Source organism: Paraburkholderia sp. JPY465, assembly GCF_050436725.1.
GTDB lineage: Bacteria > Pseudomonadota > Gammaproteobacteria > Burkholderiales > Burkholderiaceae > Paraburkholderia > Paraburkholderia youngii.
Map to the genome: position 1 here is coordinate 3,407,274 of NZ_JBNDMT010000003.1, position 22,548 is coordinate 3,429,821.

At 62.8% G+C, this 22,548-nt stretch carries 21 protein-coding genes; 6 read left to right on the forward strand and 15 right to left on the reverse strand.

Features of this window, described 5'->3' with window-relative positions:
- Positions 1-138: 138 nt before the first annotated feature.
- From QFZ94_RS30360 to QFZ94_RS30400, 9 genes are all read right to left on the reverse strand, one after another.
- On the reverse strand, positions 139-1,299 hold the full coding sequence (locus QFZ94_RS30360; RefSeq protein WP_368584867.1) for an ABC transporter substrate-binding protein: 1,161 nt from the start codon (positions 1,297-1,299) through the stop codon (positions 139-141).
- 417 nt (positions 1,300-1,716) lie between these two features.
- Positions 1,717-2,883, reverse strand: a complete 1,167-nt coding sequence (locus QFZ94_RS30365) for an ABC transporter substrate-binding protein (protein ID WP_429461442.1) — start codon at positions 2,881-2,883, stop codon at positions 1,717-1,719.
- Positions 2,884-3,441: 558 nt separating this feature from the next.
- Entirely contained in the window at positions 3,442-4,413 is a 972-nt protein-coding gene (locus QFZ94_RS30370) for a branched-chain amino acid ABC transporter permease (RefSeq protein ID WP_429461444.1), read from the reverse strand.
- A complete protein-coding gene (locus tag QFZ94_RS30375) occupies positions 4,413-5,297 on the reverse strand; it encodes a branched-chain amino acid ABC transporter permease (RefSeq protein WP_368584865.1) in 885 nt (294 codons plus the stop codon). Before QFZ94_RS30375 ends, QFZ94_RS30370 begins: the two co-directional genes overlap by 1 nt.
- A 191-nt stretch (positions 5,298-5,488) precedes the next feature.
- Positions 5,489-6,703: an ABC transporter substrate-binding protein gene (locus QFZ94_RS30380; RefSeq protein WP_429461446.1), complete on the reverse strand. Its 1,215-nt coding sequence runs from the start codon at positions 6,701-6,703 to the stop codon at positions 5,489-5,491.
- A gap of 63 nt (positions 6,704-6,766) precedes the next feature.
- A complete protein-coding gene (locus QFZ94_RS30385) occupies positions 6,767-7,525 on the reverse strand; it encodes an ABC transporter ATP-binding protein (RefSeq protein WP_429461448.1) in 759 nt (252 codons plus the stop codon).
- Positions 7,522-8,301, reverse strand: coding sequence for an ABC transporter ATP-binding protein (locus QFZ94_RS30390; RefSeq protein ID WP_018418872.1), 780 nt, complete (start codon positions 8,299-8,301; stop codon positions 7,522-7,524). Before QFZ94_RS30390 ends, QFZ94_RS30385 begins: the two co-directional genes overlap by 4 nt.
- A gap of 300 nt (positions 8,302-8,601) precedes the next feature.
- Complete coding sequence (locus QFZ94_RS30395; RefSeq protein ID WP_429461450.1) at positions 8,602-10,317, reverse strand: GMC family oxidoreductase; 1,716 nt, start codon at positions 10,315-10,317, stop codon at positions 8,602-8,604.
- A 139-nt stretch (positions 10,318-10,456) separates the two neighbouring features.
- The gene (locus QFZ94_RS30400) at positions 10,457-12,010 is read right to left on the reverse strand and encodes a CoA-acylating methylmalonate-semialdehyde dehydrogenase (RefSeq protein ID WP_429461452.1); all 1,554 of its coding nucleotides are present in this window, start codon (positions 12,008-12,010) and stop codon (positions 10,457-10,459) included.
- A 145-nt stretch (positions 12,011-12,155) separates the two neighbouring features.
- On the opposite strand from QFZ94_RS30400, the gene QFZ94_RS30405 reads away from it, so the two are divergent.
- Positions 12,156-13,055 (forward strand): LysR family transcriptional regulator, encoded by a 900-nt coding sequence (locus QFZ94_RS30405; protein ID WP_429461454.1) that lies wholly within the window; start codon positions 12,156-12,158, stop codon positions 13,053-13,055.
- Between the two features lie 242 nt (positions 13,056-13,297).
- Complete coding sequence (locus QFZ94_RS30410; protein ID WP_429461456.1) at positions 13,298-13,834, forward strand: class IV adenylate cyclase; 537 nt, start codon at positions 13,298-13,300, stop codon at positions 13,832-13,834.
- A gap of 86 nt (positions 13,835-13,920) precedes the next feature.
- On the opposite strand, the gene QFZ94_RS30415 is transcribed toward QFZ94_RS30410, so the two are convergent.
- Positions 13,921-14,412: an Lrp/AsnC family transcriptional regulator gene (locus tag QFZ94_RS30415; protein ID WP_429461458.1), complete on the reverse strand. Its 492-nt coding sequence runs from the start codon at positions 14,410-14,412 to the stop codon at positions 13,921-13,923.
- 146 nt (positions 14,413-14,558) lie between these two features.
- Here QFZ94_RS30415 and phhA point away from each other — a divergent pair, with 146 nt between their 5' ends.
- Together phhA and QFZ94_RS30425 are read left to right on the forward strand one after the other, a co-directional pair.
- On the forward strand, positions 14,559-15,449 hold the full coding sequence (gene phhA / locus QFZ94_RS30420) for a phenylalanine 4-monooxygenase (RefSeq protein ID WP_429461460.1): 891 nt from the start codon (positions 14,559-14,561) through the stop codon (positions 15,447-15,449).
- A 97-nt stretch (positions 15,450-15,546) separates the two neighbouring features.
- Positions 15,547-15,882 carry a 4a-hydroxytetrahydrobiopterin dehydratase gene (locus QFZ94_RS30425; RefSeq protein WP_429461462.1) on the forward strand — a complete coding sequence of 112 codons (336 nt, stop codon included), beginning with the start codon at positions 15,547-15,549 and terminating at the stop codon, positions 15,880-15,882.
- 82 nt (positions 15,883-15,964) lie between these two features.
- Here QFZ94_RS30425 and QFZ94_RS30430 read toward each other — a convergent pair whose 3' ends face one another.
- A complete protein-coding gene (locus tag QFZ94_RS30430; protein WP_013090979.1) occupies positions 15,965-16,189 on the reverse strand; it encodes a DUF3717 domain-containing protein in 225 nt (74 codons plus the stop codon).
- A gap of 149 nt (positions 16,190-16,338) precedes the next feature.
- On the opposite strand from QFZ94_RS30430, the gene QFZ94_RS30435 reads away from it, so the two are divergent.
- Both QFZ94_RS30435 and QFZ94_RS30440 read left to right on the forward strand, forming a co-directional pair.
- Positions 16,339-17,025, forward strand: a complete 687-nt coding sequence (locus QFZ94_RS30435) for a response regulator (protein ID WP_013090980.1) — start codon at positions 16,339-16,341, stop codon at positions 17,023-17,025.
- 167 nt (positions 17,026-17,192) lie between these two features.
- Positions 17,193-18,707 (forward strand): sensor histidine kinase, encoded by a 1,515-nt coding sequence (locus QFZ94_RS30440; RefSeq protein WP_410851212.1) that lies wholly within the window; start codon positions 17,193-17,195, stop codon positions 18,705-18,707.
- A 94-nt stretch (positions 18,708-18,801) separates the two neighbouring features.
- Here QFZ94_RS30440 and QFZ94_RS30445 read toward each other — a convergent pair whose 3' ends face one another.
- The 4 genes from QFZ94_RS30445 to QFZ94_RS30460 all read right to left on the reverse strand — a co-directional run bounded on the left by QFZ94_RS30445 (position 18,802) and on the right by QFZ94_RS30460 (position 22,265).
- Positions 18,802-19,335, reverse strand: a complete 534-nt coding sequence (locus tag QFZ94_RS30445; RefSeq protein ID WP_368584854.1) for an SET domain-containing protein — start codon at positions 19,333-19,335, stop codon at positions 18,802-18,804.
- A gap of 212 nt (positions 19,336-19,547) precedes the next feature.
- Complete coding sequence (locus QFZ94_RS30450) at positions 19,548-20,660, reverse strand: NADH:flavin oxidoreductase/NADH oxidase (RefSeq protein WP_368584853.1); 1,113 nt, start codon at positions 20,658-20,660, stop codon at positions 19,548-19,550.
- A gap of 110 nt (positions 20,661-20,770) precedes the next feature.
- The gene (locus QFZ94_RS30455; protein WP_429461466.1) at positions 20,771-21,484 is read right to left on the reverse strand and encodes a glutamine amidotransferase; all 714 of its coding nucleotides are present in this window, start codon (positions 21,482-21,484) and stop codon (positions 20,771-20,773) included.
- 142 nt (positions 21,485-21,626) lie between these two features.
- Positions 21,627-22,265 (reverse strand): MarR family winged helix-turn-helix transcriptional regulator, encoded by a 639-nt coding sequence (locus tag QFZ94_RS30460; RefSeq protein WP_176109905.1) that lies wholly within the window; start codon positions 22,263-22,265, stop codon positions 21,627-21,629.
- Between the last annotated feature and the right edge of the window lie 283 nt (positions 22,266-22,548).

Genomic DNA, 22,548 nt, shown 5'->3' on the forward strand with positions numbered 1-22,548 from the left:
ATGTCTGAAAAGACGACCGCCGCGCCGGGTCACGGCGCGGCGGTCGATGCCATTCTCGTCGAACACAATGGCAATGCGGCGTCATACGCCGCAGTTTGCGCGAGAGGCGCGTACCGCTAGTTGTTTTTGTAGATCGTCTTAGTCGTTCTGCAGCTTCCACTTGCCGTCGACGATCTGCACGATGACGCGCGCGCGTTGGTCGAGGCCGTTGTGGTCGTTCGCGGTGGTGTTCATGATGCCGTGCGACACCGGCAGTTCCTTGATGTTTTCGAGCGCGTTGCGCAGCGCCACGCGGAACTCGGGCGTGCCTGGCTGTGCGGTCTTCAGCGCGACCGGAATCGCAGCCTGCAACATCTGGCCGGCATCCCATGCGTGACCGCCGAAGGTCGCCACCGAACCCACGCCATAAGCCTTCTCATAGGCGTTCTTATAGGCTTCCGACGACTTCTTCACCGGGTTCGAATCCGGCAATTGATCGACGACGAGGATCGGACCAGCCGGCAGCAGTTCGCCTTCGCAATCCTTGCCGCATACCCGCAGGAAGTCGTTGTTCGCGACCCCGTGCGTCTGATAGATCTTGCCCTTGTAGCCACGCTCCTTGAGCGTCTTGGCCGGCAGCGCCGACGGCGTGCCCGAGCCCGCGATCAGCACCGCGTCGGGATTCGCGCCCATTGTCTTCAGCACCTGGCCCGTCACCGAAGCGTCGGTGCGGTTAAAGCGCTCGTTCGACACGATCTTCAGGTTGTGCGCTTTAGCCACGGCATCGAACGTCGTATTCCAGCTGTCGCCATAGGCGTCCGAGAAACCGATGAAGCCGACCGTCTTCACGCCGTGGTGCTGCATGTAATCGGCGATCGCGTCGGCCATCAGGCTGTCGTTCTGAGGCGGTTTGAACGCCCATGCGCGCTTCGCATCCATCGGCTGAATGATCGCTGCCGACGCCGCGAGCGAGATCACCGGCGTCTTGCCCTCAGCAGCCGGATCGAGCATCGCGAGCGAATTCGGCGTGACGGTCGAGCCGATGATCGCGTCGACGTGGTCTTCGTCGATCAGCTTGCGCGTGTTCTGCACGGCCTTGCTGGTGTCCGAACCGTCGTCGAGGATGATGTACTGCACGCTCTTGCCACCGATCTCCTTCGGCAACAACGCGATCGTGTTCTTCTCAGGAATTCCGAGCGACGCTGCCGGCCCCGTCGTCGACAACGTGACGCCGATCTTCACCTGCGCGAATGCCGCCCCCGCGCCGCACATCAGCGCCATCGCGATGCCGGTGCGTACCCAATGCCTTGTCTTTTTCATTGCGAGTCTCCAAACGCCTTCAAAAGCGCCTATCTATAAACCGGCTTGCATGGCCGGGTGTCTGAATCTAGTGAGCGAGTTCAGGTGTGCCAAGCATGGTTTTCCCTGCTCGGCGCGCACACCTTCCCCGCTTTGTCGGCTACCGCTCCTCTCGCGTCGCGCGAGTGCGCATTCGCGTCGTACGCCGCGTTTGTTTGCCGCGGCTTTATTTCCAACCGGACCTTCACAAACCACTAATATGTTAGTAGCTTGCGTTCTGCATTATCGACGGTCAAGAGAGCGTTTGCTAAATGCGGGTTTGTCCTGAAGCACCGAAACCACACTTTTGCGCGCTGCAGACACCTGGCCCGGGTAATAAAAAAGACGCGTCAACTGCACGCGTCTTTTCGATGAGGTCCCGTGGCGCAGAGCCTTCGCTCAGTCGCCGGCGAGCTTCCACTTGCCGTCGACGATCTGCACCATCACGCGCGCCCGCTGATCGAGACCGGCGTGGTCGTTCGCGCTCATGTTGAAGATGCCGTGTGACGCGGGCAAATCTTTCGTGCCTTCGACTGCGGCACGCAGCGCGTCGCGGAATGCCAGCGTGCCTGGTTGACCCTTCTTCAACGCGAGCGGGATCGCACGCTGCAGCAGCAAACCCGCGTCCCACGCATGACCGCCGAACGTCGACACCGAACCCGCGCCGTACGCCGTTTCATATGCATGCTTGTACGCGAGCGCGCTCTTCTTCACCGGATTCGTCTCGGGTAGTTGCTCGGCGATCAGTAGCGGGCCGGCGGGCAGCCACGTGCCTTCGCAATCCTTGCCGCACACGCGCAGGAAGTCGTTGTTCGCGACGCCGTGCGTCTGATAGTACTTGCCCTTGTAGCCGCGCTCCTTCAGCGTTTTCTGCGGCAATGCGGCCGGCGTGCCCGCACCGGCGATCAGCACCGCGTCCGGGTTCTGCGACATCATCTTCAGCACCTGACCCGTGACCGACGCGTCGTTGCGCGCGAAGCGCTCATTCGCGACGATCCTGATCTTCGCGAGGTCAGCGGCCTTGCTGAATTCCTTGAACCAGCTCTCGCCGTACGCGTCGGAAAAACCAATGAACGCGACCGTTTTCACGCCGTGATTGGCCATGTGCTGCGCGATCGCCGTGGCCATCAGAATGTCGTTTTGCGGCGTCTTGAAGACCCATGCGCGCTTCGCGTCCATCGGTTCGACGATGCCCGCAGCCGCGGCCAGGGAGATCATCGGCGTGGAGGTTTCTGACGCAATGTCGATCATGGCGAGCGAGTTCGGCACGACGGTCGAGCCGATCAATGCATCGACGTGGTCTTCACTAGTGAGCTTGCGGGCGTTCTTGACCGCCTGAGTGGAATCGGTTGCGTCGTCAAGAACGATGTAGTCGATCTTCTGGCCCGCTACTTCCTCCGGCAGCAGCGCAATCGTGTTCTTTTCCGGAATACCAAGCGATGCGGCCGGCCCTGTTGCCGACACGGTGACGCCGATTTTCACATCCGCAAATGCATGGCCGCTCCATGCAGCCGAAACCCCTGTGGCGACCAATGCCGCGCTGATCCAACGCAATGCCGACTTCATCCTGCTCCTCTATTAAACCCGTTGTTCAATTGCAATTAAATCCACGGATTTAATTGCCAACCCAGTGGTCGGTGAATAGCGAGTTTAGCGGACGCAAGCGCCGTGCTGCAAGCGTTTCGAAGGCTTGTGATGTTTAGCTGCTGCGGCTGCCGAGGAATAAAAAATACCGCGCGAAATAAGCAGGAGATCGCATCAAGAAATTCGAAAAACACAAATAAAAAAGCGCTGTTGGATATCAATCCAACAGCGCTTTCTTCTGGGCACTTAGTGCCTCAATTGTCTCCTCGTTCTCCACCTGCAAATTCGTGGTGCATCAGAACTGGATGAAGATTAAACGACCACCCCTGCAGTCACAACTAGCAATTACCCTAGTGGTGCACTGCGGCACCGGATTGGGGCGCGCTGCGCGCATTTCGTCACACGGTTTGCCGCAGGTTCGCTCCAGTCCCCGATCCACCGGACCTTCAGCCCAAGCCGCGATTACATCGGACGTCGAAGCAATCGCGTATCGCACTGCATCAAGCATGCGCCCTCCCGGCCGGCATCATACAGTCAATCTCAAGCCCGTAACGGTCGCACGCGCGCGACGATCTCGCCGACGATGCCGCGCCGGAACGCCAGCACACACGCGATGAAAATCAGCCCCGTGACGATCGTCACCGATTCGCCGAGCGAGCGGAACCAGTCGATGCCGGTCATCGACGCGAGCGCCGAGCCGATATCGCCGAGCCTGTCTTCGAGCGACACGATCAGTGCGGCGCCGAGCAGCGGCCCGAACAACGTGCCCATGCCGCCCACCAGCGTCATAAGGATCACGAGGCCGGACATCGTCCAATAGGCATCGCTCAGCGTTTCGAAGCCTTGCACGAGTACCTTCAGCGAACCCGCGAGACCCGCGATGCCGGCCGACAGAATGAAGGCGAGCAGCTTGAAACGGTCGGTATCATAGCCGAGCGACACCGCACGCGGCTCGTTTTCCTTGATCGCGACGAGCACCTGGCCGAACGGCGAATGCACGATCCGCACGATCAGCAGGAATGCCAGGACGATCACCGCGAGCACGACGAAATACAGCGCGACATCCGACGACAGACTCAACACACCGAACAGATTCCCGCGCGGCACGCCTTGCAGACCGTCTTCGCCGTGCGTGAACGGCGCCTGCAGGAACACGAAGTAAACCATCTGCGCGAGCGCGAGCGTCACCATCGCAAAGTAGATGCCTTGACGGCGAATCGCGAAGAAGCCGACGACGAGGCCAAGCAGCGTCGCCGCCGCAGTGCCGCTCAGCACGCCGAGCTCAGGCGAAAAGCCGAGCGTCTGCATCGCATAGCCGGTCACGTAACCGGCCGACGCGAGAAACATCGCATGGCCGAAGGACAGCAAGCCCGTATAGCCGATCAGCAGATTGAAGGCGGCCGCGAACAGCGCGAAGCACAGCACCTTCATCACGAAGAGCGGATAGATGCCGAGCACCGGCACCGCGAGCAGCACGATCAGCAGCAGACCGTAGAGCACTTTTCTCTGCATCATTTTTCCCTGCCGAAAAGACCCGCCGGACGCACGAGCAACACGAGCGCCATGATCACGAAGACGACGGTCGCCGACGCCTCGGGGTAGTACACACGCGTGAGTCCTTCGATTACGCCGAGCATCAGCCCGGTCAGAATCGAGCCCATGATCGAGCCCATGCCGCCGATCACGACCACCGCGAATACAGTGATGATCATCGGCTGGCCCATCAGCGGCGAGACCTGAATCACCGGTGCGGCGAGCACGCCGGCAAACGCCGCGAGCGCGACGCCGAAGCCGTAGGTCAGCGTGATCATCAGCGGCACGTTGATGCCGAATGCCTCGACGAGCTTCGGGTTTTCGGTACCCGCTCGCAGATACGCGCCAAGCCGTGTCTTCTCGATCACGAACCATGTCACGAAGCACACGATCAGCGACGCGACGACCACCCACGCGCGATAGTTCGGCAGATACATGAAGCCGAGATTGGTCGCGCCCGACAGCGCCGACGGCACGTCGTACGGCTGGCCCGACGAGCCGTAGATCGAATGGAACACGCCTTCGATCACGAGCGTGAGGCCGAACGTCAGCAACAGGCCATACAGATGATCGAGCTTGTAAAGCCAGCGCAGCATCGACCGCTCGATCGCGACGCCGACGAGTCCGACGATCAGCGGCGCGAGCACGAGCATCACCCAGTACGGCAAATTGAAATACGAAAGCCCCATCCACGCGAGCATCGCGCCGAGCATGAATAGTGCGCCATGCGCGAAGTTAATCACGTTGAGCAGGCCAAAAATCACAGCCAGCCCGAGGCTCAGAATCGCGTAGAACGAGCCGTTCACGAGCCCGAGCAGAAGCTGGCTCAGCATCGCCGGCAGCGGAACGCCAAAGATGTCCATTGAAGCCCTTAGCCCTTCAAGCCATCGTCAAGGTGAGATCGGTAACGCACGATCCGGCCGGCACGCGGCGAGCGGCGACACTGCCCATCGCGTGCGGCATCTGAAACGGTTACCCGCCAGCGCGTATCGCTGCAGCGCCGGCGGTTCTCTCAGGTCGGCGCGGTCCTCGACCGCATCCCGCCCGTCCGCTATTACTTCCACAGCGCGCAGCGAGTCTGCGCCTTGGTCGTGAACGCCTGATCGCCCGGAATCGTCGCCATGATCTTGTAGTAGTCCCACGGCTCCTTAGATTCGGCCGGCGTCTTCACCTGCATCAGGTACATATCGTGGATCATGCTGCCGTCCTGACGGATGTAGCCCTTCGCGTAGAAGTCGTCGATCTTGGTCTTGCGCAGCTGCGCCATCACCTTGTCCGGATCGGTCGAGCCGACTGCCTGCACCGCCTTCAGATAGTTCATCGCGGCCGAGTAATCGGCGGCCTGCAGGCTCGACGGCATCTTCTTCATCTTCTCGAAGTAGCGCTGCGACCACTTGCGGGTGTCGGCGTCCTTGTTCCAGTACCAGCTGTCGGTCAGCACGAGACCCTGCGTCGTTTCGAGACCGAGGCTGTGCACGTCATTGATGAACATCAGCAGCGCAGCGAGCTTCATCGTCTTCGTGATGCCGAATTCCTTCGCGGCCTTGATCGAGTTGATCGTGTCCCCGCCCGCATTCGCGAGGCCGAGGATCTGCGCCTTCGACGCCTGCGCCTGCAACAGGAACGACGAGAAGTCCGACGCCGACAGCGGATGACGCACCGAGCCGAGCACCTGACCGCCATTCGCCTTCACGACGTCCGAGGTCGCTTTTTCGAGCGCCTTCCCGAACGCGTAGTCGGCGGTCAGGAAGTACCACGTCTTGCCACCCTGCTTTGTAACCGCCGAGCCCGTGCCGTTTGCGAGCGCGGTAGTGTCGTATGCGTAGTGGATCGTGTAAGGCGTGCATTGCTCGTTGGTCAGCGTATCGGCGCCCGCGCCGACGTTGATGTAGACCTTGTGCTTCTCGCCCGCGACGGTGTTCGTCGACAGAGCGGTCGCCGAGTTGGTGCCGCCGATCACCACGTCGACGCCATCGCGGTCGAACCATTCGCGAGCGCGCGACGCCGCGATGTCCGCCTTGTTCTGGTGATCCGCGTACAGCACCGTGATCGGCTTGCCGTTGACCTTGCCGCCGAAGTCGGCGACTGCCATCCGGATCGCTTCAAGACCGCCCTGCCCGTCGATATCCGCGTACAGTCCCGACAGATCCGTGATGAAGCCGATCTTCACGGCATCGTCGGCCGCTTGCGCGTTGCCCAGCGTCAGTGCGGTGCCGGCGGCGACCGCGAAACAGAGTGAGGCGATTCGCGCGAGTGGATTCTTTTTCATGCATGTCTCCTGGTTCTTCGCTTGTGGTTATCAGAGGCAGTCGGGCGCGTGTGTGTCCCTTCTCTATACGCCCAGTAAATCGTGCAGCACCGGCATCTTGCCTTCGAGCTCGCCAGCCCCGAAATGCTCGACGATCATGCCGTGCTCCATCACATAGAAACGATCCGCGAGCGGCGCGGCGAAGCGGAAGTTCTGCTCGACCATCACGATCGTGTAGCCGCGCGCCTTCAACGTGATGATCATCCGCGCGAGCGCCTGCACGATCACGGGCGCGAGCCCTTCCGAGATTTCGTCGAGCAGCAGCAGATTCGCGCCGGTACGCAGAATTCGCGCGACCGCGAGCATCTGCTGTTCGCCGCCCGAGAGCCGCGTGCCCTGGCTCATGCGCCGCTCGTGCAGATTCGGGAACATCGCGTAGATTTCCTCGAGCGACATCATGTGCGCCTTATCGCCAACGGGCGGCGGCAGCAGCAGATTTTCCTCGCACGACAGGCTCGAAAAAATGCCGCGCTCTTCGGGGCAATAGCCGATGCCGCAATGCGCGATGCGATGCGTGGGCAGGCCGATCGTTTCGCGTCCGCCGATCCGGATCGAGCCGGTACGGCGGCCCGTCAGGCCCATGATTGCGCGCAGCGTCGTGGTGCGGCCCGCGCCATTGCGCCCGAGCAGCGTCACGACCTCGCCACGGCCGACCGACAGATCGACGCCGTGCAGAATATGGGATTCCCCGTACCAGGCTTGCAGTCCCGCGATTTCCAGCGCGGGCGCGCCGCTTTTTGTTTCGTTCGCTTCGAGGCCTTCGCGCTCGACCGTCGTATTCATGCGTGGGCTCCGGCGAGCGCCGCGTCGGCGCTGCCCATGTAGGCTTGCATCACGAGCGGATTCTTCGACACTTCCGCGTAGCTGCCCTCGGCGAGCACTTCACCCCGTTGCAGCACGGTGATCGTGTCGGAGATACCGGCGATCACATTCATGTTGTGTTCGACCATCAGGATCGTGCGGCCCGCCGATACTTTTTTGATCAACGCGGTCACGCGATCGACGTCCTCATGACCCATGCCTTGCGTCGGCTCGTCGAGCAGCATCAGTTCCGGCTCCATTGCGAGCGTGGTCGCGATTTCGAGCGCGCGCTTGCGGCCGTAGGCGAGCTCGACCGTCAACACATCGGCGAAATCGGTCAGGCCGACCTGAGTCAGCAGATCCATCGCGCGATCGTTCAGACGCCGCAGCGTACGCTCACTCTTCCAGAAGTGAAACGCGGTGCCGAGCGAGCGCTGCAACCCGATGCGCACGTTCTGCAATGCCGTCAGATGCGGAAATACCGCGGAAATCTGGAACGAACGGATGATGCCGCGCCGCGCGATCTGCGCCGGACGTTCGCCGGTGATATCGACCCCGTTGAAAACGATCTGACCCGCGGTGGGTTCAAGAAATTTGGTGAGCAGATTGAAGCAGGTGGTCTTGCCCGCTCCATTGGGCCCGATCAGCGCATGGATCGAGCCACGGCGCACACGCAGGTTCACGCCGTTCACGGCGACAAAGCCTTTGAACTCGCGGGTGAGGCCGCGCGTTTCGAGAATCGTATCGCCGAGAATCATGTTCCCTTCCATACGGAGTAAGGCGAAGCACTACGATCTTTCCGCGCGAAGTTCTGCGCGACTTGTTATGTTGGCGGCACCCCTGGCCGCTCGTTGGCGTGCTGCACCAATCCGGACGGTGATCCATGGCGCGGCACGCAGCATGGCTGCCATTGTCGCCCCAATGATGCAGCGCATTCATTGGGATTTGCACTTAGTGAACGAGGCCCGCGCCGTGCGCACCTGGCACGCGGTTAGCATGTTTCATGAATGCGGCGGAAAACATGACCGATCCGCTCAGTTTCCATCGCCCGTTGAATGTCACACAGGCGACATCGACGCAGCCACACCCATTTGCGCTGCGATGCTGCCGCTCACGCGCGCGCGACGATCCTCGCGGATCATGTCGCTCGCGCGTTCTGCGATCATCAGCGTCGGCGAATTGGTGTTGCCCGACGTGATGTTGGGCATCACCGATGCATCGACGACACGCAAGCCCTCGACTCCGATAACCCGTAGCCGGTTGTCGACGACCGCGGCGGGATCGTCGGTCGTGCCCATGCGGCAGGTGCCGACCGGATGGAAGATCGTCGTGCCGACCGCGCCCGCGGCCTGCTGCAATTCTTCTTCACTCTGATACTGCAGGCCCGGCAGAATCTCCCGCGGCTGATAGCGCGCGAGCGCGGGCGCCGCGACGATGCGGCGCGTCAGACGTAGCGCGTTCGCGGCGACGTGGCGGTCATAGTCGGTCGACAGATAGTTCGGCGCGATCAACGGTGGCGCGGAAGAATCGGCCGACGCAATATGAATGCTGCCGCGCGACGTCGGGCGCAGCTGACACACCGACGCCGTGAACGCATTGAAGCGATGCAACGGTTCGCCAAAGCGGTCGAGCGACAAAGGCTGCACGTGATACTCGAGATCGGGTCGCGACAGCGAGCGATCGTCGGCATCGGACTTCGCGAACGCGCCGAGTTGCGACGGCGACATCGACATCGGTCCGCTCTGAAACAACGCGTACTGCATGCCGATCATCAGCTTGCCCCACCAGTGCGCGGACATCGTATTCAACGTGCGCACGCCCTGCACCTGATACGCCATGCGCAGTTGCAGATGGTCCTGCAGATTTTCGCCGACGCCGCGCAGATCCTGAACGATCTCGATGCCGAGATTCTGCAGACGCGCACCATTGCCGACGCCGGACAATTCGAGCAGTTGCGGCGAGTTGACCGCGCCGGCCGAAAGGATCACTTCGCAACGCGCTTTGGCGAGATACTCGACGTCGCCGCCACGATATTCGACTCCCCTGCAGCGGCGGCCGTCGAACACGACGCGCTGCGTGTGCGCACCGGTAATAACCGTGAGGTTCCCCCGCTTCAACGCGGGCCGCAAAAACGCCTTCGACGCATTCCAGCGAATGCCGCGCTTCTGGTTGACGTCGAAGTAGCCGACGCCGGTATTGTCGCCGCGATTGAAATCGTCGGTGGCGGGAATGCCGGTTTGCTGCGCGGCTTGCGCGAACTCTTCGAGGATCTTCCATTTGAGCCGCTGCTTCTCGACGCGCCAGGGTCCGCCTGCCCCGTGCGCTTCGTTGGCGCCGCCGTGATGATCCTCGCTGCGCCTGAAGACCGGCAGCACCGCGTTCCATGACCACGTGCTGTCGTTCGTCACACGGGCCCATTCGTCGTAGTCTTCACGCTGACCGCGCATATAGATCATGCCGTTGATCGACGAACTCCCGCCGAGCACACGCCCGCGTGGGTAGGACAGCGCGCGGCCGTTCAGACCCGGCTCTGCCTGAGTCTTGTACAGCCAGTCCGTGCGCGGATTGCCGATGCAATACAGGTAGCCGACCGGCACATGAATCCAGTGATAGTCGTCTTTCCCGCCGGCTTCCAGCAGCAGCACGCGGATGTCGGGATCTTCGGTGAGCCGGTTCGCCAGCACGCAGCCCGCAGTGCCCGCACCGACAATGATGTAGTCGAACTCGCCTTCGAGCCGCCGTGCGGCGCGAGGCGTACTGTCGGTATGACCCATCGTTCAGTCTCCTAAGCATTTTTCGCAGCGCAGGCGTGGAAGCTCGATCGCCTCCACGCTTACGCCGCGACGCGCTTTTATTCGCTTTTACTCTTTTGTTCGCGCGTTCGCCGACTTGACGCGGCGCAAAGCCGCCAGCTTATTTGGCGACCGGCATCGTGAATTCGGCGCCCTTCGCAATGCTGTCGGGCCAACGCTGCATGATGCTCTTGTAGCGGGTGTAGAACCGCACGCCTTCCTCACCGTACGCGTGATGATCGCCGAACAGCGACTTCTTCCAGCCGCCGAACGAATGCCAGGCCATCGGCACCGGAATCGGCACGTTGATGCCGACCATGCCGATCTCGATCTGCCGGGAAAACGCGCGCGCGATGCCGCCGTCGGACGTGAACAGCGACACGCCGTTCGCAAACTGATTCGCGTTGATCAGCTCGACCGCCGAGGCAAAGTCTGGCACGCGCACGACGCACAGTACCGGCCCGAAGATTTCCTCGCGGTAGATCTTCATGTCGGGCGACACGTCGTCGAACAGCGTGCCGCCGAGGAAGAAGCCCTTCTCGTGTCCCACGACCTGATGAGAGCGTCCATCGACGACGAGCTTCGCGCCCGCGGCGACGCCAGCGTCGATATAGCCGACCACCTTGTCGCGATGCGCGCCGGTGACGAGCGGCCCCATCTCGGCCGCCGCTTCCATGCCGTTGAGGATCTTCAGGTTCTTCACGCGCGGCGTCAGACGCTCGATCAGCTCATCGGCGATATGACCCACCGCGACCGCCACCGAAATCGCCATGCAACGCTCGCCGGCCGAACCGTAGGCGGCGCCGATCAGTGCGTCGACGGCCTGATCGAGATCGGCGTCGGGCATCACGACGAGGTGATTCTTGGCCCCGCCCAACGCCTGCACGCGCTTGCCGTGCTTCGTGCCTTCCGTGTAGATGTATTCGGCGATCGGGGTCGAACCGACGAACGACAGTGCGCTCACCTCGGGATGCGCGAGCAGCGCATCCACCGCGACCTTGTCGCCGTGCACGACGTTGAACACGCCGTCCGGCAGGCCCGCTTCCTTGAGAAGTTCGGCGAGCCGGATCGATGCGGACGGATCGCGTTCGGACGGCTTGAGCACGAAGGTGTTGCCGCACGCGAGCGCGACCGGGAACATCCAGCACGGCACCATCATCGGGAAATTGAACGGCGTGATGCCGGCGACCACGCCGAGCGGCTGCCGCAGATTCCAGTTGTCGATGCCGCCGCCGATCTGATCGGTGAAATCAGTTTTCAGCAGATTCGGGATGCCGCACGCGAATTCGACGATCTCGATGCCGCGCATCACTTCGCCTTTGGCGTCGGAAAACACCTTGCCGTGCTCGCGCGTGATCAGTTCCGCGAGTTCGTCGTGATGGCGGTCGAGCAGTTCCTTGAACTTGAACAGCACCCGCGCGCGCTTGATCGGCGCGGTTTCGCTCCAGGCGGGAAACGCGCCTCTGGCCGCGGCAACAGCAGCGTCCACCTCGGCGACGCTCGCGAGCGGCACGCGTGCGCTGACGCTGCCGAGCGCCGGATTAAAGACGTCGCCGAAGCGCCCGCTCGTGCCTTCGACGGTCTTGCCGTTGATGAAATGGCTCAGCGCGTGTGCGCCCGCCGCGCTGCGTGCGGTGTCGTCCTGCGCGGTTGCGTCGGAATATGTCTCGCTCATCTCGTTCCTCTTTGCTGTGAAATCTTCCGCTTCGCGCTCGATACCGCGCGCCGAAGCATGCTCAACGCTCAGCGTACGGCGTCTACGAGCGACAAATCCAATGAGTAATGCTCAACTGCGCTATAAGCCGCGCTAATATCAGGATATGGATCTGACTCTGCTTAGGGCTTTCGTCACCGTCGCACGCGAGGGCAACCTCACGCGTGCCGCGGTGCAGCTGCACCTGACCCAACCCGCCGTCAGCCTGCAAGTCAAACACTTGCAGGAGACGCTCGGCGTGACGCTGTTCACGCGGACTTCCCACGGGCTCGCGCTGACGCGCGACGGCCAGGCGCTGCTGCCGCACGCTGAACGCGCGCTGGGCGCGGCGGCCGACGTAAAGCGCGCGGCGCAATCGCTGCGCCAGGAAGTGCGCGGGCGCCTGCGCATCGGCACCATTCTCGACCCCGAGTTTTTGCGTCTCGGCGGCTTCCTGAAGCAGCTCGTCGAGACCTGGCCGCAGATCGAAACCGCGCTGCGCCACGGCATGTCGGGCTGGGTGCGCGAACAGATTCGCGCAGGCGAACTCGACGTCGGCTATTACATCGGCCTGCCCTCCGACGACGACACCCGCGACGGCGCCACGTTTCACGCGGTCACGCTCACCCACTTCCAGTATCGCGTGCTCGCTCCTGCGGGCTGGAAAGATCGCGTGAAGGGTGCGCGGGACTGGCGCTCGCTCGCGGCGCTGCCGTGGATCTGGACGCCGCCGGCGTCCGCGCACAACCGGCTGCTGTCGCGCTGTTTCGGCGAGGCGGGCGTGAAACCGGTCAAGGTGGCAGAAGTTGACCAGGAGCCGTCGATGCTCGATCTGGTCAAGTCGGGCGTCGGTCTCACGCTCGCGCGCGACGCAACCGCAATCGCCGAGGCGCATGCGCACGCGCTGACGATCGTCGATGGCATCACCGTGCCGACGCAGCTGAGCTTCATCACGCTCGACGAGCGCAAGGACGAACCGGCGATCGCGGCGGCCTTGAAGCTTATCGAACAGCAGTGGACGATTTGAGCGAGGACGATCTGACGCGCTGCGATATGAGTCCCGCTAATGCCCCTCCTTCTCCCACCTAGCGCCCGGGCTGAAAGCACTCCGTCACGGAGTTTTTGCTAGATTGTCGGTTTGCGCTCGCGCAGCGCCCTCGTATCGCTTTCCGTTCCGTCTGACTTCGTACTTCCCCGCGGCTTCTCCCCGGCAACACCAGCAGCAGCCCCGGAATCCATCGATCACTCCGCCCATTCACAGGAGCCCACATGGCACGCAACATCGAAATCAAAGCCCGCGCCCAGCATTTCGACCAACTTCGCGAGCGCGCCGCGCAGCTCGCGACGGACGCGCCGCTGATCTTTCGCCAGCAGGACTTTTTCTACGACGTGCCGCGCGGCCGCCTGAAGCTGCGCCAGTTCGACGACGGCACGCCAGCCGAGTTGATCTTCTACCAGCGCGACGACCGCGACGGCCCGAAGGCGTCGTACTACACGCGCAGTCCGGTCACGAATCCCGAAGCGATGCATGCGCTGCTCGCGACCGCGCTGACCACCCGCGGCATCGTCTCGAAAGAGCGTCACGTGTATCTGAGCGGGCGCACTCGGATTCATCTCGATCGCGTCGACGGTCTCGGCGATTTCATCGAACTCGAAGTGGTGCTCGCGCAGGACGACGACGACGAAGGCGGCCACGCCGAAGCGGAAGCGCTGTTCAAGAGCCTCGGCGTATCCGAAGCGGATCTGGTGCCGGTCGCGTATGTCGATCTGCTGAATGCCGACGACGAGCCTAAGCGAGCAGCATAAAGATCGCGTTTCTGTAGGGGCCGCGGCGCGACACGCGCGGCTCCCTCTTCCTGCCGGTCGACACCGCCGGCAACCGCCTCAAACCTTCAAACCGGTGCCGCCCCCGGCGCCAGATGCCCCAGCGGCAACGGCCCGTTGCGTTTGAACGTGGTCAGCACGATATTCGAGCGCACGCTATCGACACCCGGCACGCGCATCAGCTTCTTCATCACGAAAGTCGACAGGTAATTCAGATCCGGCGCGACGATGCGCAGCAGATAGTCCGCATCGCCGACGACCGCGTGACATTCCAGCACTTCGGGCAGCACGTCGATCTGCTGCTGAAACTGCTCGATGATCGAATCGCCGTGATGCTTCAGCTTCAGGCTCGTGAAAGCGGTGACGCCGAGGCCGAGCTTTTCGGGCCGCAGCACGACGCGATAGCCATCCACCACGCCGACCTGTTCCAGCCGCTGCAGGCGTCGCCCGATCTGCGACGGCGACAGCGGCACCTGCTCTGCCAGTTGCTGATGCGTGGCACGGGCAAAGCGCTGCAGCACGTCGAGCAGTGCGAGATCGAAGTGGTCGAGTTCAAGCATGGTGATATCCCGCATCAATTGGCCAGTTAATGCACGATTATGGCATAGGCCTGCGTTTTCACGCCCATCTTGCGCCCCTTCCGCGTCCGCTCCGCTCTACACTCGCATATATCGATTTGCTGCGCTTTCCTCTATTAAAGCTCGCCATGTCCGCCGCCAGCACCGCCAAACTCAAAGAACAGTTCGACGCAGGTCTCGAGACCCACGCCGACTTTACGATCGACCAGCCGCTCGAGCGCTACGGCACGGTCGACCATGCGGTCTGGCAACAGCTGTACGCGCGCCAAACCGCCTTGCTCGAAGGCCGTGCCTGCGATGAATTCCTCGCGGGCGTCGAACGTATCGGCTTGCCGTCCGAGCGCGTGCCGTCTTTCGACGACGTCAACGCGACGCTCACGCCGGCAACCGGCTGGCGCATCGTCGCCGTGCCCGGCCTTGTGCCGGATCAGGCGTTTTTCGAGCACCTGGCGAATCGCCGCTTCCCAGTCACGTGGTGGATGCGCCGCCCCGACCAGCTCGACTATCTGCAGGAGCCCGACTGCTTTCACGATCTGTTCGGCCATGTGCCGCTATTGATCAACCCGGTGTTTGCTGACTACATGCACGCGTACGGCCGCGCCGCGCTCGCTGCCAACGAAGCGGGCGCACTGCCGCTGCTCGCGCGGCTCTATTGGTACACAGTGGAGTTCGGGCTGATCCGCGATGCCGCGAGTCCGAACGGCGTGAAGATCTACGGTGCCGGCATCGTCTCGAGCAAGGCCGAGACGGTATACAGCCAGCAAAGCGCTGCGCCGAACCGGCTTGGCTTCGCGCTGGAACGCGTGCTGAGCACGCGTTACCGCATCGATACATTCCAGCAAACCTACTTCGTCATCGATGACTTCGCGCAACTGTTCCGCGTCGCACAAACCGACTTCGCGCCGCTGCTGACGAAGCTCGCCAATGCACCGGCCTACGCAGCGGGCGACGTACTCGATGGCGACCGCGTGATCTCGCGCGGAACCCGCGAGGGATGGCAAACCAGCGGCGACGTTTGAACGCCAAGCCGCCTTAGACCGACCCGCCCTCGCCCGGCGCGCGGCGAGCGTTGCGCAACCGTGAAAAAATAACGGCTTCGCCCGCCCGCCGGCGAGCGTGTTCGACCAACGAGGTAACACCATGATTCAGAAACTGACTTCCGCCGAGCGCACCCAGCAACTGGCGAAACTGCCTCGCTGGGAAAGCGTGGCGCAGCGTGACGCGATTCGCCGCACCTTTGAATTCGCCGACTTCAACGAGGCGTTCGGCTTCATGACACGCGTGGCGATCAAGGCGCAGGAAATGGATCATCACCCGGAGTGGTTCAACGTGTACAACAAGGTCGATATCACGCTGTCCACCCATGAAGCGAACGGCGTGACCGAACGCGACATCGCGCTTGCGACATTCATCGACAGTGTTACTACGTATACAAATAATTACGGGCCCTGACGCGCGTTTATATACAACTCGCCGCGTAATCGGTCCACAATGAAAGGACAATGCAGGCAATACCCTAGGCAAACCTTCAGTTCTACAGGCTATTCTTAAGTTGAACGTAAGCTTCCCAGGCCTGCCTTGCAATCGGGTCAAAACGATCGAGTGATAGCGACTGCTGACGCTGTACAATCAGCAGCGCATACGGCTTGGAGAGCGCGCTTGCCTCCTTGCACAGAACGTGTTCGTCGCCGCTCGAAGGTGAGCGGGCGCGCCAGAAGTTGATCGCGGCTTCCAGTTCGTGAATGCTGATCTCGGACATGACTTCGTGATGACTGGCACGGCGCTTCGAGTCGGCTCGACAGCTGCTTCGCGGGGCCTCTGCCGCCGCGTCGCACGCTGGCTGTGTTGCAGGCGCCCCGGCGAACCGCTTGCCAAAACGCCTAAACCCATTGTACTTGAGCGAAATCCATGCGACTCCTTCTGATCGAAGATGACCGCCCCATCGCACGCGGCATCCAAAGCAGTCTCGAACAAGCCGGCTTCACCGTCGACATGGTCCATGACGGCATCTTTGCCGAACAGGCCCTCACGCAAAACCGCCACGAACTCGTGATCCTCGATCTGGGTCTGCCGGGCATCGACGGCATGACACTGCTGTCGCGTTTCCGCCAGAGCAACCGTCACACGCCGGTGATCATCCTGACCGCGCGCGACGAATTGAACGACCGCGTGCAAGGCCTGAACTCGGGCGCGGACGACTACATGCTGAAACCGTTCGAACCGGCTGAGCTCGAAGCGCGCATTCGCGCGGTGATGCGCCGCAGCGGTCCGCACGGCGACATGCCGCGTCCGGAAGTGTCACTGGGCGGTGTGCGGCTGTCGGGCGTCGACCGCCGCATCTTCAACGACGACAAACCGCTCGAACTGTCGCCGCGCGAATTCGCAGTGCTCGAAATGCTGCTGCTGCGTCATGGCCGCGTCGTCAGCAAGGCGCAACTGCAGGATCACCTGACGCACTTCGGCGGCGATCTCGGCGATACCGCGATCGAAGTCTACGTGCACCGTGTGCGCAAGAAGCTCGAGAACTGCCGTGTCGAAATCGTCACCGTGCGTGGCTTTGGCTATCTGTTGCAGGAAATCCGCCAGGCCGCATGACCGTCGTGAAGGCCGCGCATTGCGTCGCGGCCTAACGGCGCCGCGCCGGCGCCGCGCATCGGCTGTGCCCGCTGCGCGTCGGGCCGGACCTCGGACTGTCTCAAGGCGCTTCGCGCCGTTGCTACCGCAGTTTCCACCGCAGTCACAACTTTCCCGCGCCTACGATCATGCACCAGCCGGCCGCCAATAGTCTGCGCCGCACGCTGCTGCGGCGCCTCGCTGCTCCCCTGTCGTTGCTCGCGCTGATGAGCGGCCTGATCGCCTACTGGCTCGCCTGGCAGTACACGCAGCACGTGGTCGATCGTTCGCTCGCGGACCTCGCGACCGCGATCTCCAAACAGATCCAGATTGCCGGACCGGAAGCGCCGATCACGGTGCCGCCGCTCGCGCAAGCGATGTTCTCCGACCCGGTCGAACATCTGGTCTACCGGATCAGCACCGGTGACAGCGAAATCGCCGGCGACCATAATCTGCCGCTGCAAGGCACCAACGTGCGCCGCATGCATTACGCGTACGTATTCGAGACGCAGCACGAAGGCGTGACCGTGCGGGTCGCTCAGGTGCGCGTCGACCAGCCGAGCGGCAATCCGATCGTCGTCGAAGTCGGGCAGCCCGTGCATCACCGCTACCGCATCGCCGCGGAGTTCCTGATCGCGATCATGATGCCGTTGCTGCTACTGCTGCTTGCCGGCTGGGTGATCGTGTGGCGCGTCGTCAATCAGCAGCTCAATCCGCTGACCGCGCTCGCCGATTCGCTGAACCGGCAAACGCACACGTCGCTCGAGCCGGTCGACGAAACCTATGTGCCGGTCGAGATCCGTCCGCTGACCGGCGCGCTGAACGCGCTGCTCGATCGTCTGAAAGCCGCCCTCGATGCGCAACGCAAATTCATCGCCGATGCCGCGCATCAGCTGCGCACGCCGCTCACCGCGGTGAAGCTGCATGCGGAGCAGGCGGTCGTCGCGCGTGATCCGCAGCAGACGCTCGCCGCCGTGCACGAACTGCGCGCCGCGGCCGATCGCGCGGTGCGGCTGTCGAATCAATTGCTGTCGCTCGCGCGCGCCGAGCCGGGCGAACAGGCGGCCCGCTTCGTCAATGTCGACATGGCCGCGCTCGCCTTCGACACGGGCGCCGAATGGGTGCCGCGCGCGCTAGCGGTACACGTGGACCTCGGCTTCCAGCGCCTCGACGATCCGTCGAACGACGACCCGTTGATGGCGCGCGGCAACCCGGTACTGCTGCACGAAGTGATCGCAAATCTGCTCGATAACGCGCTGAAATATGTGCCACCTTCGCGGGCCGACGGCGGACGCATCACGGTGACGGTTTCGCAGACCCTGATCGACGATCTGCGCATGGCCGAGATCATCGTCGAAGACAACGGGCCTGGCGTGCCGCGTTCGCAGCAGGCGGACCTGTTCAAGCGGTTCTTCCGCGGCGACGGGCAGGCCGAGGCGGGGGTCGACAGCGGCGCGGGTCTGGGCCTTGCGATCGTCCACGACATCATGGTGCTGCATCACGGCAGCGTGCATTACGAGGACGCGCCGGAGGGTGGCGCACGCTTTATCGTGCGGATTCCGTTGCTGCCGCCCAGTGCGTCGGCAGACGCAGCCACCGCCAGCGATGCCAACGAGCGACGCGCCACGAAAAAACCGGCGCACTCGGCGCCGGTCGATTTGTAGAAGGTTTGCCGGGCTGCCGCGGCAGCGTTCGCCTTGGCGCTTCGATCAGCGCAGACAGCTAACGCCGCGCGCCGGCGCGTGGCTCATTTCTGGCTCATTTCTTCTTTGATTTCTTCGCAGATTTGCTGGACTTTTCCGGCTTGTCGGCACCTTTTGCCGACTTGCCGCCGCCCTTGCCCTTTTGCGGCGGCGCCAGCATCGTGCCGCGGCACTTACGCGCGCCGCAACGGCATTCGTATTCCTTTTTCAGCTTCTTCGTCTGCCGCGCGTCGATCACGAGGCCATAGTCGTAAAAGACTTCCTCGCCCTCCGCAATATCGCGCAGCGCATGCACGTACACGTGTCCGTCGATTTCCTCGGCTTCGCAGTTCGGCGCGCATGAATGATTGATCCAGCGCGCGCTATTGCCGTTCACCTTGCCGTCGATAACCTTGCCGTTATCCAGCGCGAAATAAAACGTGTGATTCGGTTCAGCCGGATTATGCGGATGACGGCGCAACGCTTCTTTCCAGGTAATCCGCTCGCCCTTGTATTCGATCAGTCGTTCGCCCGCCGCGATCGGTTCGAGAGCAAACACGCCTTTGCCGTGCACACCCGAACGGCGCACGGCGATCCTGCGTGAATTCATTGAATGAATCCTTGTGAAGAACTGGAGAATCAAGTCTGGCAATCGTCAGGCGCGTCTCGCGCGCGGCTTTTTCTGACGCGAATAGCAAACGCGGCGCCCTGCGAGCGCCGCGTCGACTTGCGACGCGCATCGCGCCACAACCGGCATCCTACACGCTGTGGACGGCTTCCTTCAACCGTCAGCCGATGCGTGTGTTCAACGTGCGACGAGCGTCACCGTTGACCGAACGTAATGTCGCCGAACAGCGCTTTCTGGTCGCGCGGCTGTGAACGCCAGTACTGCGGCGGCGCTTCGACGGTCGCGCCGAGGTTGGCGGCGGCATGCCACGGCCAGCGCGGGTTATAGAGCAGCGCGCGAGCCAGCGCGATCAGGTCGGCATCGCCCGCTTCGATCAGCTGCTCGGCGTGCAGCGGATCGGTGATGAGCCCGACGCCGATCGTCGCCAGACCGGTTGCGTGCTTGACCGCCTTCGCGAACGGAATCTGATAGCCCGGCTCCAGCGGGATTTTCTGCAGCGGCGACACACCGCCCGACGACACGTCGATCCAGTCGCAGCCGCGCCTTTCCAGCTCGTGCGCAAACGCGATCGTGTCTTCCAGCGTCCAGCCGCCTTCGACCCAGTCGGTCGCCGACACTCGCACGCCGACCGGTTTGTCGGCAGGGAATGCGGCCCGCACGATGTCGAAGATTTCGAGCGGGAAACGCATGCGGTTTTCCAGCGAGCCGCCATAGTCGTCGGTCCGCTGATTCGCGATCGGCGACAGGAACTGATGCAGCAGATAGCCATGCGCGGCATGCACTTCGAGCGCATCGATGCCGAGACGCGCGGCGCGCCGCGCGGACGCGGCGAACGCCTCGCGAATCCGGTGCAGGCCGGCGACATCGAGCGCAAGCGGCGGCTCCTCGCCCGGCTTGTGCGGCAGCGCCGACGGCGCATGCGGCAGCCACCCGCCTTGCGACACCGGAATCAGCTGGCCGCCCTCCCACGGCACATGGCTCGATGCCTTGCGCCCCGCATGTGCCAGTTGCATCGTCACGTTGATGTGCGAATGCTTGCGGATTGCGGCCAGCACTGGCACGAGCGCCTCTTCGGTCGCGTCGTCCCACAAACCGAGATCGCCGGGGGTGATGCGGCCATCCGGCTCGACGGCGGTCGCTTCGATGCACAGCATGCCCGCGCCGGACAGCGCGAGACCGCCGAGGTGAATCATGTGCCATGCGCTCGCTTCGCCGCGTTCGGCGGAGTACTGGCACATCGGGGAGACGACGATACGGTTGGGAAGCGTCACGCTACGCAGCGTGAGCGGAGAAAAAAGCGCGCTCATGGATTACGTCCAGTGAAAGCCCGAGAGCGATCGAGCATAGCACCGCGCGCGGTTTGCTGCAGAAACGGGGGCACCTCGCTGGCCACTTACGTCGCCATTCGGCGAGCCATTCAGACTTTCGTCTCGACCTGATCGAGCCATTCGCCGAACATGCGGCACCCGGCGGCTTCGAGCGCGGGACCGTATCGTGCGGTGTCGGCGCGCAACTGACGCGCGTCGATGCCGTGACCCGACAGTTCATTGGCATTGCCAATCAGCCAAGGTTCGAACCGATCGGTGCGGATCTCAGGATGACACTGCAAGCCCAGCACGTGATCTCCCCATGCGAAGGCTTGATTCTCGCAGGCCGGAGTCGATGCCAGACGGGTCGCGTTGGCGGGCAGATCGAAGGTGTCGCCGTGCCAATGCAGCATCGACGTATGAGCGCCATCGAGATGACGCAGTGGCGAGGCGCGGCCCGCATCGGTCAGCGTAAGCGGTGCCCAGCCAAGTTCGGCCTGAGCCGCGGGGTAGACGCGCGCACCGAGCGCCCGGGCGATCAGCTGTGCGCCAAGGCAGATACCAAGTGTCGGCAAACCGGCCGCGATGCGCTTCTCGATCAACGACAGCAGCGGCGCGAGCGTGGGATACAGCGCGTCGTCGGTGGCACTGATGGGGCCGCCCAGCACGACCATCAGCGACGCGGCAACCGGATTGGGGGCCTCGATACGGGCGACGCCGACATCGAGATAGCGGACCGGACGCCCGCGCTCGCCGAGCACGAGCTCGAGACTGCCCAGATCCTCGAAGTGCACATGGCGGATGGCGAGTACTTCCCGATTCATCGGCCTGCCCTATCTTCAGGTTGACTAACGACTTGCCGCCAACGACTTTGTCCTTGCACGGCACCAGCCGGCAAGCAGGCGGCGTACACCGCCCGCCTTGGCCGGCCAGGTCATGTTAGCGGATTGTTCCGGAAGACGCCGGTTATTGGGCGAAGATCTTCCAGGTCTTCTTCTGGGTGGCGACGTCCGCCGTTTCATGCACGGAGCAGTCGAGACGCACATCGGTATCCGACATGTTCAGGTCGAGCAGCGCGCAGTGATGCGGCGTCTTCTTCGGATTCTTGCTTGCCTGGAAATGCGTGCAGCTCAGGCACATGCGATGCGACGGAATCGTGTTTTGCGCTTCGAGCTGATAGATGGTCTTGAGCAGCGTGCGATAGAACACCGACTGTTCGTCCTCGCGCAGCGTGCCGACCGCCTTGGACAGGAAGTCCGGCCATTGCGCCGCGCGTTTGGCAGCGGTGCGGCCACGCGAGGTCAGGCGTACCGCGAGCGCGCGACCGTCGTCGAGTGCGCGACGCTTTTCGACGAGACCCTTGGTCTCGAGCGTGCTGACCGCATCGCTAGTGGTCGCGGCGGTCAGCGCCGTTTCGCGCGCGATCTCGCCGAGACGCATCGGCCCCTTGCGTTGCATCAACAGCACGAGGATTTCGCCCTGGGTCGGCGTCAGGCCCGCGCCTTCCGCCCATTCCCAAGCCTGGCTTCGCATCGCCGTGCTCAATCGCAAGAGGCTGTGGGTCACTCGCCCGTTTGCCTGTTCTCCGTATACGCCTTCGCTCATAATCTTCGATTCGTTTATTTACCGCTGGGGTGCGATGCCGGCCGTTGTCTGCCGGGGTACGCCCGTTGCGTGTGTGGGTAGCTTCGTCCAACCGCAGATGAAGCCGTTTGTACTATCTCAAAAATACACCGCCTTTGAAGCCGAAGGCGGCAAAAAAACGACATTCTATGCGAGACCTGCAAATCGTACAGCTAACTTATCCAGCGCGAGCTGTGGATAAGCAGGGGAAAACGTTTGGACAGCCTGTGTACCGTTTTGCAACAAGCACTTGCAGCGTGTCGAG

Coding starts and splice junctions, on each gene's coding strand:
- QFZ94_RS30360 (WP_368584867.1), bottom strand. CDS start 1,299: ATGAAAAAGACAAGGCATTGGGTACGCACCGGCATCGCGATGGCGCTG.
- QFZ94_RS30365 (WP_429461442.1), bottom strand. CDS start 2,883: ATGAAGTCGGCATTGCGTTGGATCAGCGCGGCATTGGTCGCCACAGGG.
- QFZ94_RS30370 (WP_429461444.1), bottom strand. CDS start 4,413: ATGCAGAGAAAAGTGCTCTACGGTCTGCTGCTGATCGTGCTGCTCGCG.
- QFZ94_RS30375 (WP_368584865.1), bottom strand. CDS start 5,297: ATGGACATCTTTGGCGTTCCGCTGCCGGCGATGCTGAGCCAGCTTCTG.
- QFZ94_RS30380 (WP_429461446.1), bottom strand. CDS start 6,703: ATGAAAAAGAATCCACTCGCGCGAATCGCCTCACTCTGTTTCGCGGTC.
- QFZ94_RS30385 (WP_429461448.1), bottom strand. CDS start 7,525: ATGAATACGACGGTCGAGCGCGAAGGCCTCGAAGCGAACGAAACAAAA.
- QFZ94_RS30390 (WP_018418872.1), bottom strand. CDS start 8,301: ATGATTCTCGGCGATACGATTCTCGAAACGCGCGGCCTCACCCGCGAG.
- QFZ94_RS30395 (WP_429461450.1), bottom strand. CDS start 10,317: ATGGGTCATACCGACAGTACGCCTCGCGCCGCACGGCGGCTCGAAGGC.
- QFZ94_RS30400 (WP_429461452.1), bottom strand. CDS start 12,010: ATGAGCGAGACATATTCCGACGCAACCGCGCAGGACGACACCGCACGC.
- QFZ94_RS30405 (WP_429461454.1), top strand. CDS start 12,156: ATGGATCTGACTCTGCTTAGGGCTTTCGTCACCGTCGCACGCGAGGGC.
- QFZ94_RS30410 (WP_429461456.1), top strand. CDS start 13,298: ATGGCACGCAACATCGAAATCAAAGCCCGCGCCCAGCATTTCGACCAA.
- QFZ94_RS30415 (WP_429461458.1), bottom strand. CDS start 14,412: ATGCTTGAACTCGACCACTTCGATCTCGCACTGCTCGACGTGCTGCAG.
- phhA (WP_429461460.1), top strand. CDS start 14,559: ATGTCCGCCGCCAGCACCGCCAAACTCAAAGAACAGTTCGACGCAGGT.
- QFZ94_RS30430 (WP_013090979.1), bottom strand. CDS start 16,189: ATGTCCGAGATCAGCATTCACGAACTGGAAGCCGCGATCAACTTCTGG.
- QFZ94_RS30435 (WP_013090980.1), top strand. CDS start 16,339: ATGCGACTCCTTCTGATCGAAGATGACCGCCCCATCGCACGCGGCATC.
- QFZ94_RS30440 (WP_410851212.1), top strand. CDS start 17,193: ATGCACCAGCCGGCCGCCAATAGTCTGCGCCGCACGCTGCTGCGGCGC.
- QFZ94_RS30445 (WP_368584854.1), bottom strand. CDS start 19,335: ATGAATTCACGCAGGATCGCCGTGCGCCGTTCGGGTGTGCACGGCAAA.
- QFZ94_RS30450 (WP_368584853.1), bottom strand. CDS start 20,660: ATGAGCGCGCTTTTTTCTCCGCTCACGCTGCGTAGCGTGACGCTTCCC.
- QFZ94_RS30455 (WP_429461466.1), bottom strand. CDS start 21,484: ATGAATCGGGAAGTACTCGCCATCCGCCATGTGCACTTCGAGGATCTG.
- QFZ94_RS30460 (WP_176109905.1), bottom strand. CDS start 22,265: ATGAGCGAAGGCGTATACGGAGAACAGGCAAACGGGCGAGTGACCCAC.